The sequence below is a fragment of the Caldimonas caldifontis genome (assembly GCF_002930615.1).
In the GTDB taxonomy this organism is placed as follows: domain Bacteria; phylum Pseudomonadota; class Gammaproteobacteria; order Burkholderiales; family Burkholderiaceae_C; genus Caldimonas; species Caldimonas caldifontis.
The window spans coordinates 53,815-70,950 of sequence record NZ_PSNX01000016.1; the positions used below are offsets into that span (position 1 = coordinate 53,815).

General features: G+C 68.5%; 13 protein-coding genes. 8 read left to right on the forward strand and 5 right to left on the reverse strand.

Annotation, left to right across the window (positions count from 1 at the left end; translation table 11 throughout):
* Positions 1 to 48 precede the first annotated feature (48 nt).
* The 4 genes from C1704_RS16020 to C1704_RS16035 all read left to right on the forward strand — a co-directional run bounded on the left by C1704_RS16020 (position 49) and on the right by C1704_RS16035 (position 6,293).
* Positions 49 to 1,899, forward strand: coding sequence for a DUF1800 domain-containing protein (locus tag C1704_RS16020; RefSeq protein WP_245876525.1), 1,851 nt, complete (start codon positions 49 to 51; stop codon positions 1,897 to 1,899).
* Positions 1,900 to 1,907: 8 nt separating this feature from the next.
* Complete coding sequence (locus C1704_RS16025; RefSeq protein ID WP_245876526.1) at positions 1,908 to 3,347, forward strand: DUF1501 domain-containing protein; 1,440 nt, start codon at positions 1,908 to 1,910, stop codon at positions 3,345 to 3,347.
* Between the two features lie 77 nt (positions 3,348 to 3,424).
* A complete protein-coding gene (locus C1704_RS16030; RefSeq protein ID WP_104303739.1) occupies positions 3,425 to 4,828 on the forward strand; it encodes an AAA family ATPase in 1,404 nt (467 codons plus the stop codon).
* Positions 4,829 to 4,841: 13 nt separating this feature from the next.
* The gene (locus tag C1704_RS16035; RefSeq protein WP_104303740.1) at positions 4,842 to 6,293 is read left to right on the forward strand and encodes a VWA domain-containing protein; all 1,452 of its coding nucleotides are present in this window, start codon (positions 4,842 to 4,844) and stop codon (positions 6,291 to 6,293) included.
* Positions 6,294 to 6,308: 15 nt separating this feature from the next.
* Here the strand turns inward: C1704_RS16035 and C1704_RS16040 are convergent, their stop codons facing one another.
* The 4 genes from C1704_RS16040 to C1704_RS16055 form a co-directional block, all read right to left on the reverse strand.
* Positions 6,309 to 7,673, reverse strand: coding sequence for an SLC13 family permease (locus C1704_RS16040; protein WP_104303741.1), 1,365 nt, complete (start codon positions 7,671 to 7,673; stop codon positions 6,309 to 6,311).
* A gap of 98 nt (positions 7,674 to 7,771) precedes the next feature.
* The gene (locus C1704_RS16045) at positions 7,772 to 8,470 is read right to left on the reverse strand and encodes a lysoplasmalogenase (RefSeq protein WP_104303742.1); all 699 of its coding nucleotides are present in this window, start codon (positions 8,468 to 8,470) and stop codon (positions 7,772 to 7,774) included.
* Positions 8,471 to 8,554: 84 nt separating this feature from the next.
* On the reverse strand, positions 8,555 to 8,809 hold the full coding sequence (locus tag C1704_RS16050; protein WP_104303743.1) for a Txe/YoeB family addiction module toxin: 255 nt from the start codon (positions 8,807 to 8,809) through the stop codon (positions 8,555 to 8,557).
* A complete protein-coding gene (locus C1704_RS16055) occupies positions 8,806 to 9,057 on the reverse strand; it encodes a type II toxin-antitoxin system Phd/YefM family antitoxin (RefSeq protein ID WP_104303744.1) in 252 nt (83 codons plus the stop codon). Before C1704_RS16055 ends, C1704_RS16050 begins: the two co-directional genes overlap by 4 nt.
* 79 nt (positions 9,058 to 9,136) lie before the next feature.
* On the opposite strand from C1704_RS16055, the gene C1704_RS16060 reads away from it, so the two are divergent.
* On the forward strand, positions 9,137 to 9,484 hold the full coding sequence (locus C1704_RS16060; RefSeq protein ID WP_104303745.1) for a DUF3024 domain-containing protein: 348 nt from the start codon (positions 9,137 to 9,139) through the stop codon (positions 9,482 to 9,484).
* A gap of 36 nt (positions 9,485 to 9,520) precedes the next feature.
* Here C1704_RS16060 and C1704_RS16065 read toward each other — a convergent pair whose 3' ends face one another.
* Positions 9,521 to 11,572 carry an ATP-dependent helicase gene (locus C1704_RS16065; protein WP_104303746.1) on the reverse strand — a complete coding sequence of 684 codons (2,052 nt, stop codon included), beginning with the start codon at positions 11,570 to 11,572 and terminating at the stop codon, positions 9,521 to 9,523.
* Positions 11,573 to 11,650: 78 nt separating this feature from the next.
* Here C1704_RS16065 and C1704_RS16070 point away from each other — a divergent pair, with 78 nt between their 5' ends.
* From C1704_RS16070 to leuA, 3 genes are all read left to right on the forward strand, one after another.
* Positions 11,651 to 12,610, forward strand: a complete 960-nt coding sequence (locus tag C1704_RS16070) for an AEC family transporter (RefSeq protein WP_104303747.1) — start codon at positions 11,651 to 11,653, stop codon at positions 12,608 to 12,610.
* Between the two features lie 258 nt (positions 12,611 to 12,868).
* Positions 12,869 to 15,016 carry a catalase/peroxidase HPI gene (katG, locus tag C1704_RS16075; protein ID WP_104303748.1) on the forward strand — a complete coding sequence of 716 codons (2,148 nt, stop codon included), beginning with the start codon at positions 12,869 to 12,871 and terminating at the stop codon, positions 15,014 to 15,016.
* A gap of 289 nt (positions 15,017 to 15,305) precedes the next feature.
* The gene (gene leuA, locus C1704_RS16080; RefSeq protein WP_104303749.1) at positions 15,306 to 17,012 is read left to right on the forward strand and encodes a 2-isopropylmalate synthase; all 1,707 of its coding nucleotides are present in this window, start codon (positions 15,306 to 15,308) and stop codon (positions 17,010 to 17,012) included.
* The last annotated feature ends 124 nt before the right edge of the window (positions 17,013 to 17,136 follow it).

A 17,136-nucleotide genomic window follows, 5' to 3' on the forward strand; every position in this document is an offset into this window, starting at 1 on the left:
GTCGATCCCCGGGTGACACTGCCGCGCCCGACGGAGGAGAGCTTGCAAGTGGATACAGGAAAAGTGGGCAACCTTCCCATTCGCGCACATCGTCTCGCGCTGTGTGCTGCCCTGTCGGCCGCCGTCGTGGGCCTGGCCGCCTGTGGTGGCGGTAGCGACAGCCCCAGTCCCAGCCCGGCGCCGCCGGCGTCCGGCTCACCCAGCCCGGCCCCTGCACCGGGCCCGGCTCCGGCGCCAGGGCCAGTCCCCACGCCGCCGGCCTCACCCGCACCGCCGGCTTCGCCCCCGCCGGCCTCGCCGCCGCCCGCGACCGGCCTGCCCGACACGCCTACCACCCAGCGCGACGCCGTGCGTCTGGCCGACCAGGCCACCTTCGGGCCCACCGAGGCCCTGATCGCCACGATCCGCACGCAGGGCCCGGCCAAGTGGATCAGTGAGCAGATGGCCGCGCCGATGTCTCGCTACACCAGTGGCGGCACCGGGGCCGTGCATCAGTACACCGGCAGCGGTGACTTCTGCGACGGGCGCGGCGCCAACTGCTGGCGCGACTGGTCGTCCACCACGCCGCTGGTCTGGGACTTCTACCGCAACGCGGTGAACAACCCCGACCAGCTGCGCCAGCGCGTGGCCCTGGCGTTGCAGCAGATCGTCGTGGTGTCCAACCTGGAGGTGAGCGGCACCTATGGCTTCCGCAACTATCACAACATGCTGCTGGAGCAGTCCTTCGGCAACTACCGCGAGGTGCTGCGCAAGGTGAGCCTGTCGCCGGTGATGGGTGACTTCCTCAACAACGCCAACAACGACCGGGCGGCCCCGAACGAGAACTTCGCGCGCGAGCTGCTGCAGCTCTTCTCCATCGGCACCTGCGAACTCAATGCGAACGGCACGCTCAAGGGGGGCAGCTGCACGCCCACCTACAACAACGACACCGTGCGCGCCTATGCCTATGCGCTCACCGGCTGGACCTACCCCGCCGGCGGCGCCACGCCCTGGGGCTGCTGGCCGCAGGGCGCCAACTGCCGCTATTACGATGGCGACATGGTGCCGGTGGCGCGATACCACGACACCGGCGCGCGCACCCTGCTGTCCGGCGTGAGCCTGCCGTCCGGCCACACCGCGCCACAGGCCCTGGAAGCCGTGCTGGACAGCCTGATGAACCACCCCAACATCGGGCCCTTCATCGGCAAACAGCTCATCCAGCACCTCGTCACCAGCAATCCTTCGCCTGCTTATGTGCAGCGTGTGGCCACGGCCTTCAACACCGGCCGCTTCGACAGCTTCGGCAGCGGCCAGCGCGGTGACATGCGCGCCACGGTGGCCGCCATCCTGCTCGACCCCGAGGCCCGCAGCCCGAGTCCGGGAGTGGACTTCGGCCGCCTGCGCGAGCCGGTGCAGCTCTTCACCGGCGTGCTGCGTGCGCTGGATGGGCGCACGGACGGTGAAGCCCTGGGCTGGTGGTGGGGTGAACAGCTGCGCCAGCACATGTTCCGCCCACCCTCGGTGTTCAACTTCTATCCGCCCGACTACCCCGTGGCCGGTACCGCGCTGGTGGGCCCGGCCTTTGGCATCCACAACGCCAATGCCGCCTTGCAGCGCATCAACTACGTGAACTACCTGCTCTTCTGGGGGGGCTCGGGCCCCGTGTCGAGCGTGCCCAACGCGGTTGGCACACGTGTGGATCTGGGCCGTTTCCTGGCCGATGCCGACAATCCGGCCGCGCTGGTCGATCGCCTGTCCATGCTGGCCCTGGGCGAGCTGCTCCCGTCGGGGCCGCGCACCCAGGTCATCAACGCGGTCTCGGCCTACACACCGGTCAGCAACGACACCGCACGCCTGAACCGCGTCCGCCAGGCGGCCTACCTCGTCTTCGCCTCGCCGCAGTACCAGGTCATCCGTTGAGGTCCCCGATGAAAACACGCACTCCTCTCGATGCCGTGGCCATGCAGCGCCGCCAGTGGCTGAAGTTCACCGGCGGCACCCTGGCCGGCGCCCTGGGCCTGGGCGGCCTGGGCTCGCTACTGCACACCCCCGTGCAGGCGCAGGCCGGCTACAAGGCGCTGGTCTGTGTCTTCCTCTATGGCGGCAACGATGGCCTGAACACCATCGTGCCCACCGACACCACGCGCTACAACCAGTACGCCAACGTGCGCGGCTCGCTCGCGCTGCCGCGCACCAGCCTGGTGAGCCTGGGCAGCAGCGGTTACGGCCTGCACCCGGCCATGACGGCGCTGGAGTCGGTGTGGAACCAGGGCCACCTGGCCCCGGTGTTCAACGTGGGCCCGCTGTATGCCCCCATGACCAAGACCGAGTACCGCAACGCGCCGGCCAATTCGTCGCTCATCCCCGACGCACTGTTCTCGCATTCCGACCAGCAACTGCTGTGGGAGGCGGCCAGTACCAGCGCCATGGCGCGCACCGGCTGGGGTGGGCGCGCCGCGGAAACGCTGGCCACCGCCAACCCGGTGATCTCGGTGGGGGGCAATGGCCGCTTCGGCCTGTCCACGCTGGCCGCCCCGCTGGTGCTGCCCGGCCCCGGGGCCACCTTCGGGCTGGAAGGTCTGGAGAACACAGGCTGGGCGCCGGTGGGCACACGCAAGACGGCCATCGATGCCCTGTACGCAGGAAGCCACCCCAATGCCTTGCTCAACGCCTACATGAGCCAGCAGCGCGATGCCTTCGCCATGTCCGACCGGCTGGGGGCGCTGGTGAAGACGACGCCGTCGGACGCCAATGCCTCGGCCGCCATCAACCTGGCCTTCGCGCCACTCATCAGCAACGGCAGCATCACTTCGGGCCTCGGGCAGCAGCTCTACCAGGTGGCCAAGCTCATCGAAGGCCGTGCCACGGTGCGGGGCGAACGCCAGATCTTCTTTGCCTCGCTGGGCGGCTTCGACACCCACGGCAACCAGATCGGCAGCAGCAGCACCGTGGGCGAGCATGCCCGCCTGCTGGGCATCCTGGCCCAGGCCATGGCCTGCTTCCACCAGGCCATGCTCAACTTGGGGCTGGGCCAGAACGTCACACTCTTCACGCAAAGCGACTTCGGCCGCACCTTCAAGCCCAACAACAGCGCCGGCACCGACCACGCCTGGGGCAACCACCACCTGGTGATGGGGGGCGCGGTGGCCGGCGGCACCACCTATGGCAGCTATCCCGAGCTGGTCCTGGGGGGCCCCGACGACGTGGGCGTGCAGTCGTGGGAGTTGCACGGCCGATGGATTCCGAAGATCGGCGTGGACCAGTACGCGGCCACCTTGCTGCGCTGGTTCGGCGCGAGCGACACCCAGCTCGACACCATCCTGCCCAACCTGCGCAACTTCAGCCAGCGCCAACTGGGTTTCGTCTGAACCACCGGCTGACGAGGCGCAAGGACTTCGCGGGAGGCGTTTGACCGCTCCTGTGGTCCTTGCCCACAATCGGACCGATGAGTGCCCTCGCGCCCACCCCGGCCCGTCTGCGCCCCTGGATCGACGGGCTCGAAGTCGGCCTGCTCGAGCGCAGCGCCGCCGTGCGCCTGGCCTTGCTGGCCGCCTTGGCCGGCGAGCACGTGCTGCTGATCGGTCCGCCCGGCACGGCCAAGAGTGAACTGGCGCGCCGGCTGCACCACGCCTTCGCCGATGCGCGCTATTTCGAGCGCCTGCTCACACGCTTCTCCGTCCCCGAAGAGCTCTTCGGTCCACTCTCGCTGGCCGCGCTGGAGGACGACCGCTACGAACGCCTCACCGACGGCTACCTGCCCACTGCCGGTGTCGCCTTCCTCGACGAAGTCTTCAAGGCCAACTCCGCCATCCTCAACGCCCTGCTCACCCTGCTCAACGAACGCGAGTTCGACAACGGCGCGCAGCGCCTGCCCGTGCCGCTGATCTGTGTGGTGGGGGCCACCAACGAGGTGCCGCAAGAGGAAGGCCTGCGCGCCTTCCACGACCGCTTCCTGGTGCGGGTGCCCGTGGCCCCGGTGAGCGATGCACAGTTCAAGTCCTTGCTCACGCTGTCCGCCCCCCCGCCCACACGCACCCTCATTGCCGCCAAGCCCTTGCGCCGCGACGAGCTCGACGCATTGCGCGAGGCTGCCACCGCGGTCGCCCTGCCCGAGCCCGTGCTGCAGGCCCTGCAGACGGCTCGACGCTTTGCGGCCGAGCAGGGCCTGCACGTGTCCGATCGACGGTGGCGACAGACGGTCGGGCTGCTGCGCGTGCAGGCCGCCAGCGAGGGCCGCACGGCCGTCGATGCGGCCGACCTCTGGCTGCTGCCCTATGTGCTGCCCGAGCGCCCCGAGCAGGTGGGCGGGTGGCAGACCTGGGTGATCGACACGCTGATGGCCTGCCCCACCACGCAGCGCCCGGGCCTGCAACGTGCCGTCGAGGCCTTCGAACGCCAGCTCGACATCGAGACCAGCACGCGCCAGGACGATGGCGAAGCCGGCAAGCTGGTGCTGGCCCGCTCCATCGCCCGGGGCGATGACGACGGCGCACGCGAAGGCGGCATCACGCGACTGGTGGCCGAACGGCTGGAAGAGCGCCTGCGCCAGCACTACAGCCCCGTGCACATCGCGGCGCGCGTGGCCCAGGTGGACGAACTGCTGCAGCGCCTCAACGACGAACTCCAGCACCTGGAACGTGCCCGCATGCAAGCGCAGGCCCTGCTGCAAGACCGCCTGTGGTGGCCGCCGGCGTTGCGGCAGACGGTGCTCCAGCGTCACGAAGACGCCTGTGCCCAGATGGCGGCGTGGCGTGCGCGCGCCCAGTGCGTGCGCGACGGCTTTGCGCAGCTGCCGGTGGACGAGACCCTGGCCGGCACCCCCCCGGCCCCCATCGCCCTGGAAGCCTGAGCGAGGCCGCGGCGTGGACGCGCCCTACCACCACCTCGACACCTTGCCCCGCGGCCTGTGGCTGCCCGCGCTGGTCACCGCCGCCGGAGGCACCGCATCGCGCCTGGCGCAACTGCCGGCCTGGCGTGAGGCCTTGCTGCAAGGTGAACTGCCCGACGCCACGCTCGACTTCGGCGACGCCGCTGCCGTGCATCGCTTTCGCGCAGCCATCGGTGAACTGGGTCTGCCCGCGCTGTGCCGTCAGGCGCCGGCCATGGCCGACCAGGTGCTGCGCACGATGCTCTGGCACCTCGACCACCTGATCGATCTGCAGCCCCGGCTGGACCGCGAGGCCGCCATCGCACAGGCCGTGGAGGAGTTCGTCGCCGCCTGGTCGCTCGAGAAAGGCGACTGGGACGAGGTGGTGGCGCTGCTGCGGGGCCTGGGCGACCTCGCCCTGCTGCGCTGGGACGCCTTGCGAGGCCGGCTGCAGTCGCACGAATGGCAGGAGGCCCGGCGCATCGCCGAGCTGCTGCAACGGCTGCCCGCGCTTACCGGGCTGATCGACCGCCTGGGCCGCCGCGAACCCTTGCCGGTCTCGCCCACACCGTCCACCGGAGGCTCGGGCCCCCAGCCCGCCACGTTGGCGGCTCGCGTGACCCGCCTGATGGACGCGCCCAGCGAGGTGCGCGGCGTGCGGCGCTCGGGCGATCTGTCTCGCCTCTTGGCCAGCGAAGCCATGCAGATGCATCACCCGGTGCTGCGCCGCCTGTGGCGTGCGCGTCTGGTCGAACGCCAGTTGCTCACGCTCGAAGACGAGGCCGAACTCATCGAGTGGGTGCCAAACCCCCACCCGGCACCCCGCCCGGCGGCCCACTCACCCACCCCTCAGGGCCGCGGCCCTTTCATCGTCTGCCTCGACACCTCGGGGTCGATGCGCGGCGCCCCGGAAGCCGTCGCCAAGGCGGTGGTGCTGCAGGCGCTGCGCACGGCGCACGCGACGCAGCGCGCCTGCCGGCTCATCGCCTTCGGCGGCGAAGGCGAGATCGTGGAGCACGAGCTGTCACTCACTCCGCAGGGGCTCGACGCGCTGCTCACCGTGATGGGCCAGTCCTTCGACGGCGGCACCGACCTGCAACAGCCGCTGGCCCGAGCGATCGAGACGGTGCACGAGGCCGGCTACACCCAGGCCGACCTGCTGATCGCCAGCGACGGCGAGTTTGGTGTCACGCCCGCCACCCTCGCCCAGCTCGATGCCGCCCGCGACCGCTTTGGCCTGCGCGTGCAGGGCGTGTTGATCGGCGACCGCGAGACCATGGGCCTGCTGGAAGTGTGCGACGACATCCACTGGGTGCGTGACTGGCGCCGCTATGCCGGTGACGGCCGCCACACGGACGGCTTCACGCCGGTGCACAGCAAGAGCCTCACCGCGTTGTACTTCCCGAATGCCTTGAGCGAACGTGCGGTGCGGCACCGCCCGCGCTGAGACGCTGCGTGAAGCTCAACGCATCGCCAGCGTCTCGATCACCGCGGTGACCACCACCATGCACACGAGGTTGAGCGCCAGCCCGCAGCGCATCATCGTGCTCTGGGGCACCAGGCCCGTGCCGAAGACGATGGCATTGGGCGGCGTGGCCACAGGCAACATGAAGGCGCAGGAGGCGGCCACCGCGATGGCCGCCGACAGCGTGATCGGCGGCAGCCCCAGCTCGGCCCCCACACCCAGGAACAGCGGCACGAGCAGGGCGGCACTGGCGGTGTTGCTCACCAGCTCGGTCAGCATGACCACAAAGGCGATCACACCGAAGATCAGCAGATAGACCGACGCCCCCTGCACCCACAGCACCAGTTGCTCGGCCAGGAAACGGCTCGCCCCGGTGCCCCCCATCACCGCACTCAGCGTGAGACCGCCGCCAAACAGCAGCAGCACGCCCCAGTGGGCCTTGCCCTCGATGTCGTCCCAGCCCAGGCTGCCCGTGATGCACAGCGCGGCAATGGCGGCCAGCGCCACCACCGTGTCGAAGTCGGCGGTTATGCCCAGGGCTTGCGCCAGGGGAGCCCCGGCCACCCAGCCCAGCACCGTGAGCGCAAAGATCGCCACCACCGTGAGACGCTCCCGGGTCCAGGCCATCGCCAGCTTGGGCACCTCGATGCGCCCCGCCAGGCGCGGGCGCAGCATCAGGTAGAGCGTGAGCCCCATCAGCGGCAGCAGCAGGCCCACGATGGGCAGGCCGATGGACATCCAGCGCGCGAAGCTGATGTCGGCCTGCGCGGCCGCAATCGCATTGGGCGGGCTGCCCACCAGGGTGCCGATACCGCCGATGCTGGCGCTGTAGGCCAAGCCCAGCAGCACGAACATCTTCTCTGCGGTGGGTGTTGCGGCGCCCTCCTCCTGGACCTCGTCAGCGCTGAGCAGCCCGAGCGCCAGCGGCAGCATCATCGCCGCGGTGGCGGTGTTGCTGATCCACATCGACAGGAAGGCCGTGAGCACAAAGAGCAGCAGCACCGCCACCGCCCGGCGCCCGCCCGCCCAGCGCAGCACCGTCACCGCGAGCCAGCGATCCAGCCCATGACGGGCAAGTGCGGCGGCCAGCGCAAAGCCGCCCAGGAAGAGGAAGATGATCGGGTTGGCAAACTGCGCCAGCGCCTCGCGCGGCGCCAGCACCCCCATCAGGATGGCCAGCAAGGGCACCAGCAGCGCGGTGACCGTGACATGCAGCGCCTGCGTCATCCACAGCGCGCCGATGAGGGTGAAGAGGGTCAGGCCGGTGCGAAGGGCCGGCTCGGACGACCCCAGGGACCACACCAAGGCCGCAAGAGCCAGGCTGGCGAGCAAGCGCCCGCCAGAGGACAGAATCATCGACATGGGCAAGGGCCGCCACCGGGTGGCGCGGCATCATCGGAACCGCGCAAGGATACGCGCGGCAAGCGCCCCGAAGGCTGAAGCCCCAGCGGGCTGCTGCGTCAGCTTGAAGTCGGCCTGCGCTTCAGCGAGGTCGCGATGCACCACTGCGCCGCCCAGTAGGTGGACAGCACCCACAGCGACGCCTCCGGCAGCGGATCGAGGAACTTGTTGATCGCCAGCAGGGTGTCGGAGCTGATGAAGAGCAAACCGCCCAGCGCCGCGTAACCGGCTTCGCGCGACAGCGGGGCCGTGCCTTCGCACAGCCACCAGGTGGCCGCCTGCGCCGCCATGGCGGCCAGGCAGACCACATAGGCCACCACCGGGATCTGCAGCGCCCCGGGCACGCCCGGCCACAACTGGGCCAGCAGCGCCGCGCTCACCGCGGCATAGAAGATCCAGGGCTGCCACACAGACGCCAGGCGCGTGGTGGACGTGAAGGCCACCAGGTAGGCCAGGTGGGCCAGCAGAAAGGCCACCAGCCCGGCCACGAAACCGCCCGGCCACATGAGCGCGATGTCACCGGCCAGCGAGAACACCAGCCCCACCAGCACCCAGGTGCGACGCCGCGGCACATCGCCGGTGCGCGACCAGGCATAGGCAATGATGAGGACAGTGGTGAGCGGCTTGAAGACGAAGCGCAGGATCTCGGCATCGAGCGCATTCGGCCCGCTGAAGATGGCCAGCAGGGCACTGGCCACCAGCACCCAGGGCAGGGTGTAGCGCCAGGCGGTGGCCCAGAAATGGGAAGGATGGTTCATGGAGGGCGATTCTGCGGTGCTGAACCGAGCCTCGCCACTGGGGGTCGCCCGATGGCACTCTGCGAAATCGGTTGATAGCCCGCGTCAGTAGTGATACCGCAACTGCGCCACGAGCAAGGCATCACCTTCCACTTTGTAGACCATGCGGTGCTCCTCCGTGATGCGGCGCGACCAGAAGCCAGCCAGGGCGTGTTTCAGGGGCTCGGGCTTGCCCACGCCACCGAAGGGTTCGCGCTGGGTTTCGCGGATGAGCTTGTTGATGCGCTCCAGCATGCGACGGTCCTGCGTCTGCCAGTAGAGGTAGTCCTCCCAGGCGGCCTCGGCAAAGACCAGCTTCACTCGACCAGCCCGCGTTCCTGGCCACCCCCGGATGACAACTCCATCACCGCATTCAACAGCCGCCGCGCATTGGCCGGGCTGCGCAACAGATAGGCCGTCTCTTCGAGCGACTGGTAGTCCTCCAACGACAGCATCACCACCGACTGCTGGCCGCTGCGGGTGATGATCACGGGTTCGTGGTCGTTGCACACCCGGTCCATCGTGCTGGCCAGGTGGGCGCGAGCGGCAGAATAGGTGATGGCATCCATGCGAACTCCTTTGTACAGGATATTGTACATATGAAGCGCAGCGCTTGCTGACCCCGCATTCCAACAACCACATCAGGCCATGGCATTCTCAGTACTCGAACTCAAGCGCTGGGAACGCGATCTGGACGCCTTCCTGGCCAGGCGGCGCCCGCCACCCAGCATCCGGAACGAGCTCGATGTGGGCTATCGCATTGACAAGCAGAGCATCGAGATCGTCGAGATCCGCCCCGACTGGCACGACCCCGGCACGATGCACGAGCGTCCGTTCGCCAGGATCACCTATGTGCGTTCAGGGTCCTACTGGAAGCTGTACTGGATGCGCGCGAGTTTGAAGTGGCACAGCTATGAGCCACAGGCCACGACACGGCATCTGAGCGAAGCGCTGGATGCCATCGATCGCGACGACTACTGCTGCTTCTTCGGCTGAGCGCTTTCCCCTCCTCGAACCACAACCCAAGCAGGCTCAGATCTGCTGGGTGCCCCGCTCTGCCGCCCGCTTCGCAAACTCCGCACGCAGGGCCTTGAGCTTTTCGCGCGGGTCTTCCTTCATGGTCTTCTCGTCCAGCTTCATTTCGCCGATGAAGCGGCTGGGAATGCCGGTCACGAACTCACGGCCCTTCTTGCGGCGCTTGAGGGTGCTCACCACCAGCGTGGTGCGCGCACGCGTGATGCCCACATACATCAGCCGGCGCTCCTCTTCCAGGCGCTGTGGCGTCATGTCCTCGTCTTCGCTCTTGAAGGGCAGCAGGCCCTCGTTGATGCCGGCCAGCACCACGTGCGGCCACTCCAGGCCCTTGGAGGCGTGCAGCGTGGACAGCGTCACGACGTTGGTGTCGCCGCCGCGCTCGGCCAGGCTCAGGATGACCGAGATGGTCTGCGCCACGTCGAGCACGCTCTGGCGTTCGGTCTCGGTCGTGGTCCCACCTTCGGTCTGCAGTTCACCGCCACAGCGCCGCGCGATCCAGTCGATGAAGTCGAGCACGTTCTGCCAGCGGCTGGCAGCCAGCTTCTCGTTGTCTTCTCCATCATAGAGGTGCTGCTCGTAGCCGATGTCCTTGAGCCACTCCATCAGCGCCGGCTTGGCCGCCTCGGCACCCACGGTGTGGCGGAAGCGGTGCTCCAGGTCGTTCACATAACGGCCGAACTCGTGCAGCGCCCCGATGGCACGCGCGCTCACCGCGCTGGACAGGGAATCGGCGAACAGCGCCTCGAACAGGCTCACGCGCCACTTGCCTGCGAACTCGCCCAGCTGCGCCAGCGTCTGGTGGCCGATGCCGCGCTTGGGCGTGGTCACCGCGCGCAGGAAGGCGGGGTCGTCGTCGTTGTTCACCAGCAGGCGCAGCCAGGCGCACAGGTCCTTGATCTCGGCGCGGTCGAAGAAGCTCTGCCCGCCCGACACCTTGTAGGGGATGTTCGCGCGGCGCAGCGCCTGCTCCAGCACACGGGCCTGGTGATTGGCGCGGTAGAGGATGGCGAAGTCGCTCCACTGGACCTCGCCGCCCTGCGCCCGCAGTCCCTGGATGCGCGCCACCGCACGCTCGGCCTCGTGCTCCTCGTTGTCGCACTCCAGCACGCGCACCGGCTCGCCCTCGCCGAACTCGCTCCACAGCTTCTTCTCGAAAATCTTGGGGTTGGCCGCGATCACGTGGTTGGCCGCGCGCAGGATGGCGCCGGTGGAGCGGTAGTTCTGCTCCAGCGGGATCACCTTGAGTTGCGGATAGTCCTGCGGCAGGCGCTTGAGGTTCTCGATGGTGGCGCCGCGCCAGCCGTAGATCGACTGGTCGTCGTCGCCCACCGCGGTGAACATGCCGCGCTCGCCCACCAGGGCCTTGAGCAGTTCGTACTGCACGGTGTTGGTGTCCTGGTATTCGTCCACCAGCACGTAGCGCAGGGTGTCCTGCCACTTGGCGCGGGCCTCGGCGTCGCGTTGCAGCAGCTTGAGCGGCAGGCTGATCAGGTCGTCGAAGTCCACCGCCTGGTAGGCCACGAGGCGTTCTTCATAAAGCTTCATCACGCGCGCGGCCACACGTTCGTCGTCGTCCTGGGCCACCTGGGCCGCTCCGTCGCCGTCGAGCCCCTGGTTCTTCCACAGGCTGATGGTCCACTGCCAGCGCCGCGCCGTGGCCGCGTCGGTGGTGCCGCCGGCATCGCGCAGGATGGACAGCACGTCGTCGCTGTCGAGGATGGAGAACTTTTCCTTCAGCCCCAGGCGCGGGCCGTCGGTGCGCAGCATGCGCACGCCCAGGCTGTGGAAGGTGCTGATCACCAGGTGCTGCGCTGCTTTGGCGCCCACCAGGCCGCGGGCGCGCTCGCGCATCTCCTCGGCCGCCTTGTTGGTGAAGGTGATGGCTGCGATCTGGCCCGGCGCGTAGCCGGCCTGCAGCAGCCGCGCGATCTTGTGGGTGATCACCCGCGTCTTGCCCGAGCCTGCTCCGGCCAGCACGAGGCAAGGCCCTTGCAAGTAGTGGACGGCTTCGAGCTGGGCGGGGTTGAGGGACGGCGGGGCGGACGACACGGGGCGCCATGATACCGGCCGGCTTTTTCAGGCGGGCGTCAGGCAGACCCCGCGCCGGCTTGAGATACTGCGCGCCGCATGCAAGCGATCTTCGAAGTCACCTTCCCCTTCTTCGCCCTGGTGCTGTGCGGCTACCTCGCCGCGCGCCGGGGCGTGCTGCCTGAGGCGGCGATTCCCGGGCTGAACATCTTCGTGCTCTTCTTTGCGCTGCCGTGCATGCTGTTCCGCTTTGGCGCGAGCACCCCCTTTGCCGAGCTGGTCAACCCGGTGTGGCTGGGGCTGTACATCGCCTGCGCGCTGCTCATCGTCTTCGTCACCGTGGCCCAGTCGCTGGCCAGCGGCGTGAACCTGAAGGACTCGGCCTTCGGCGCCCTGGTGGCGGCCTTCCCCAACACCGGCTTCATGGGCGTGCCGCTCATCGTGGCGCTGATGGGCGAGCGCGCGGCCGGCCCCGTCATCGTCACCATCCTGGCCGACCTTTTCGTCACCAGCTCGATCTGCCTGGCCCTGGCCCAGAGTGGCGGCGGCCACTGGCGCGAAAGCCTGGGCAAGGCCCTGCGCGGGGCGCTGAGCAACCCGCTGCCCTGGTCAATCGCTGCGGGCGCGGCGGTGTCACTGATGCAGATTGGCCTGCCCGGCCCGGTGGACCGCATGATCGGCATGCTGGGCAACGCGGCGTCGCCCGTGGCGCTGTTCACCATCGGTGCCGTGCTGTGGCGCTCGCAGAAGGCCCTGAGCCGCCCCACGCCGGTGTCCGACTACGCCCCCATCGTCTTCATCAAGCTGGTGGTGCACCCGCTGCTGGTGCTGGCCGCCGGCCTGGTGGCCTTGCGCCTGGGGTTGCCGCTCGACAGCTTTGCCCTCACCGCCCTGGTGCTGGCCGCCGCCCTGCCCTCGGCCAGCAACGTCTCCCTGCTGGCCGAGCGGTTTCACGCCGACAACGGACGCATCGCCCGCATCATCCTGTGGTCCACGGCCCTGGCCTTCCTCAGCTTTTCGCTGGCCGTGCGGCTGTTCGGTGTGACGCCGGGCGCCTGAAAATAGCTTCACGCTATTTGTCACATCAGGAAGATTGATTTCCCCTAAGCGCGTCGGGCGCCTATCCTTTTAATTGTTGTCGTTGATTGACACAACAAGGCCGATAGTCATCAGAGAGGAGACCGCCATGTTCGACGCCATCCTTGAAGTCCTGGCCGCCCTGGCGGAAGCTGTCTGACTGTCTGACGGACGTATCGCGCGGCCCGCTGGCACTGGCCCGGGCCGCCCATCTCCCACCCCCACCCAAGGAGAGCACGCATGACGACTGAAAGCAAATGCCCCTTCCACGGCGCCGCCGGCAGCGGCACGACGAACCAGCACTGGTGGCCCAACCAGCTGCGCCTGGATCTCCTGAGTCAGCATTCCGAGAAGTCCAACCCGTTGGGCAAGGGCTTCAACTACCGCGAGGAGTTCAAGAAGCTCGACTACGCGGCGCTCAAGGCCGACCTGCACAAGCTGATGACCGATTCGCAGGAGTGGTGGCCTGCCGACTTCGGCAGCTACGCCGGCCTGATGATCCGCATGGCCTGGCACAGCGCCGGCACCTACCGCCAAGGCGACGGCCGCGGCGGCGCGGGGCGTGGCCAGCAGCGCTTTGCGCCCCTGAATTCCTGGCCCGACAACGGCAACCTCGACAAGGCCCGCCGCCTGCTGTGGCCCATCAAGCAGAAGTACGGCCAGAAAATCTCGTGGGCCGACCTCATGATCCTCGCCGGCAACGTGGCGCTGGAGCATGCCGGCTTCCGCACCTTCGGTTTCGCCGGGGGGCGTGAGGACGTCTGGGAACCGGACAACGACGTGTACTGGGGCAGGGAAACCACCTGGCTGGGTGACGAGACGCGGTACAGCGGCAAGCGCGACCTGGAGAACCCGCTGGCGGCCGTGCAGATGGGCCTGATCTACGTGAACCCGGAAGGTCCCAATGCCAGCGGCGATCCGGTCGCCGCCGCGCACGACATCCGCGAGACCTTCGCGCGCATGGCCATGAACGATGAGGAAACCGTGGCGCTGATCGCCGGGGGGCACACCCTGGGCAAGACCCACGGCGCCGGCCCGGCCGACAACGTGGGCCCCGACCCGGAAGCCGCTCCGCTGGAGGCGCAGGGCTTCGGGTGGGCCAACAAGTTCGGCAGCGGCAAGGGCAAGGACGCCATCACCTCCGGTCTGGAAGTGACCTGGACCACCACACCCACGCGCTGGAGCAACGACTTCTTCGAAATCCTGTTCAAGTACGAATGGGAAAAGACCAAGTCGCCGGCCGGTGCCATCCAGTGGGTGGCCAAGGGCGCGGACGACATCATCCCGGGCCCCACGCCGGATTCGCCCAAGCGCAAGCCGACCATGCTCACGACCGACCTGTCGCTGCGCTTCGACCCGGCCTACGAGAAGATCTCGCGCAGGTTCCTGAACGATCCGCAGGCCTTTGCCGAAGCCTATGCCCGCGCCTGGTTCAAGCTCACCCACCGCGACATGGGCCCGAAGGCCCGCTACCTGGGCCCCGAGGTCCCGAAGGAAGACCTGATCTGGCAAGACCCGCTGCCCGCGCCGGTGCACAAGCCCACCGCGGCCGACATCGCTGACATGAAGGCGAAGATCGCGGCCTCCGGCATCTCGGTGTCGGAGCTGGTGACCACGGCCTGGGCCTCGGCCTCCACCTTCCGCGGTGGCGACAAGCGAGGCGGCGCCAACGGGGCGCGCATCCGCCTGGCCCCGCAGAACGACTGGGTGGTCAACCAGATCGCCGTGAAGGTGCTGCCCAAGCTGGAAGCCCTGCAGAAGGCCTCGGGCAAGCTGTCGCTGGCCGACGTGATCGTGCTGGCCGGCGGCGTGGGCATCGAGATGGCCGCCAAGGCCGCCGGCATGAACATCGAGGTGCCCTTCGCTCCAGGCCGGGTCGATGCCTCGGCCGAGCAGACGGACGCGGACTCCTTCAAGCACCTGGAACCTCTTGCCGATGGCTTCCGCAACTACGTGAACGCCAGCATGGCCAAATCCGGCGTCCCTGCCGAGCACCTGCTGGTGGACAAGGCGCAGTTGCTCACGCTGACCGCCCCGGAGATGACCGTCCTGGTCGGTGGCCTGCGCGTGCTCGGCGCCAACTACGACGGCAGCAAGCACGGCGTGTTCACCACCCGGCCGGGCCAGCTCACGAACGACTTCTTCGTCAACCTGCTCGACATGGCGGTGGAGTGGAAGCCGGCCGGTGACAACTTCGAGGGCCGTGACCGCAAGACCGGCGCCGTGAAGTGGACCGGCACCCGGGCGGACCTGGTGTTCGGCTCCAACTCGGTGCTGCGCGCGCTGGCCGAGGTGTACGCCCAGGCTGACGGCCAGGAGAAGTTCGTCCGCGACTTCGTGGCCGCCTGGACCAAGGTGATGAACCTCGACCGCTTCGACCTGGCGTGAGATTTTGCCCACTGCAACGCAGGGCCTTTGTGGCCCTGCGTTGACAGTGAGCCCCCGAATCGCCAACACTGAAGCCATATGTTCACCGCCACGACCTCCCTGCTGCTACTAGCGCTACTGGCCGCCACCGTGCTGGCTGGTATGGGTCGTGCCCGGTCCCTCAAGCCGCGTCGAGTCCGCATCAAGGACACCCCGCGTCGCTGAACATCCCGGTTCCTCCCACACAAAGGCCAGCTTCCCAGCTGGCCTTTTTGTTTTCCGTCGATCTTTCTGCCATCCGAGGCCCACCATGCTCCAGCACCCTGAACGCAAGTACCGCCCCTTCGCCCCGGTGAACCTGCCCGACCGCACCTGGCCGAACCGGGTCATCACGAAGCCGCCCATCTGGATGAGCACCGACCTGCGCGACGGCAACCAGGCCCTGTTCGAGCCCATGGACGGCCCCACCAAGCTGCGCCTCTTCCAACTGCTGGTGCGCATCGGCTTCAAGGAGATCGAGGTGGGCTTCCCCTCGGCGTCCCAGACCGACTTCGACTTCGTGCGCAAGCTCATCGAGGAAGACCTCATCCCCGAGGACGTGACCATCGAGGTGCTGACCCAGGCCCGCGAAGACCTGATCGCACGCACCTTCGAGTCGCTGCGCGGCGCGCCGCGTGCCATCGTGCACCTGTACAACGCCACCGCGCCGGCCTTCCGCCGCATCGTCTTCCACATGAGCCCGGCCGAAGTGCGCGAGCTGGCCGTGCACAACGCCACGCTCGTGAAGCAGTACGCCGCGCGCCAGCCCGAGACGCAATGGACCTTCCAGTACAGCCCCGAGGTGTTCAGCGGCACCGAGCTGGAGGTGGCCAAGGATGTGGTCGATGCCGTGATGGACGTGTGGCAGCCCACGCCGCAGCACAAGGCCATCGTCAACCTGCCGGCCACGGTGGAGATGAGCACGCCCAACATCTACGCCGACCAGATCGAGTGGATGCACCGGCACCTGAAGCGCCGCGACAGCCTCGTGCTGAGCGTGCACCCGCACAACGACCGCGGCACCGCCGTGGCAGCCGCTGAACTGGCGGTGATGGCCGGCGCCGACCGCGTCGAGGGCTGCCTCTTCGGCAATGGCGAGCGCACCGGCAACGTCGACCTCGTCACGCTCGCGCTCAACCTCTACAGCCAGGGCGTGCACCCGGGGCTCGACTTCTCGCAGATCAACGAAGTGGCCCGCACCGTGGAGGACTGCACCCAGCTGCCCATCCACCCGCGTCACCCCTACGTGGGCGACCTGGTCTTCACCGCCTTCTCGGGCTCGCACCAGGACGCCATCAAGAAAGGCTTCGCGGCGCAGCAGCCGGATGCGATCTGGGAAGTGCCCTACCTGCCCATCGACCCGGCCGACGTGGGCCGCAGCTACGACTCGGTGGTGCGCGTGAACAGCCAGTCGGGCAAGGGCGGCATCGCCTTCCTGCTGGAAACCGCCCACGGCCTGGTGATGCCACGCCGCGCCCAGGTGGAGTTCAGCGCCGTGGTGCAGCAGGTGGCCGACGCGACAGGCGGTGAGCTCACCGCCGCACAGCTGTGGGATCTGTTCCAGCAGGAATACCTGCGGCGCGACACGCCGGTGAAGCTCGTCGCCCATCACAGTGTGGAGGACGGCGAGCGCGTGCGCGTGCAGCTCGAGCTCGACGTGAACGGCCGCCGCGTGCGCCGCGAAGGCCTGGGCAACGGCCCGCTGGATGCGGCCGTGCACGCCCTGGGCCTGCCGCTGCGCCTTGACAGCTACGAGGAGCGCGCCATCGGCTCCGGCTCCGACGCCCGCGCCATCGCCTTTGTGGAACTGGCCCATCCCGACATCGCTGGCACCCGCTTCGGTGTGGGGCAGGACACCAACATCGTCACCGCCTCGATCCAGGCCGTGATCTGCGGCGTGAACCGGCTGGCCGAACGCCACCCGGCAGTGATCGACATGCTGGCCGCCGAGCTTGCCGACACGCGACGGGTGGCCTGAAAGGTCCCCAGCCTGTTCCGAGGTCTGTGCGCCGTGCGCCGGCATGCGGGCGAGCCCCGCTTGCCGGGCTCGAGTCGACATGGACAATACGCGCGGTCCATGCCGCGGCCGGTTGTCGGGGTCG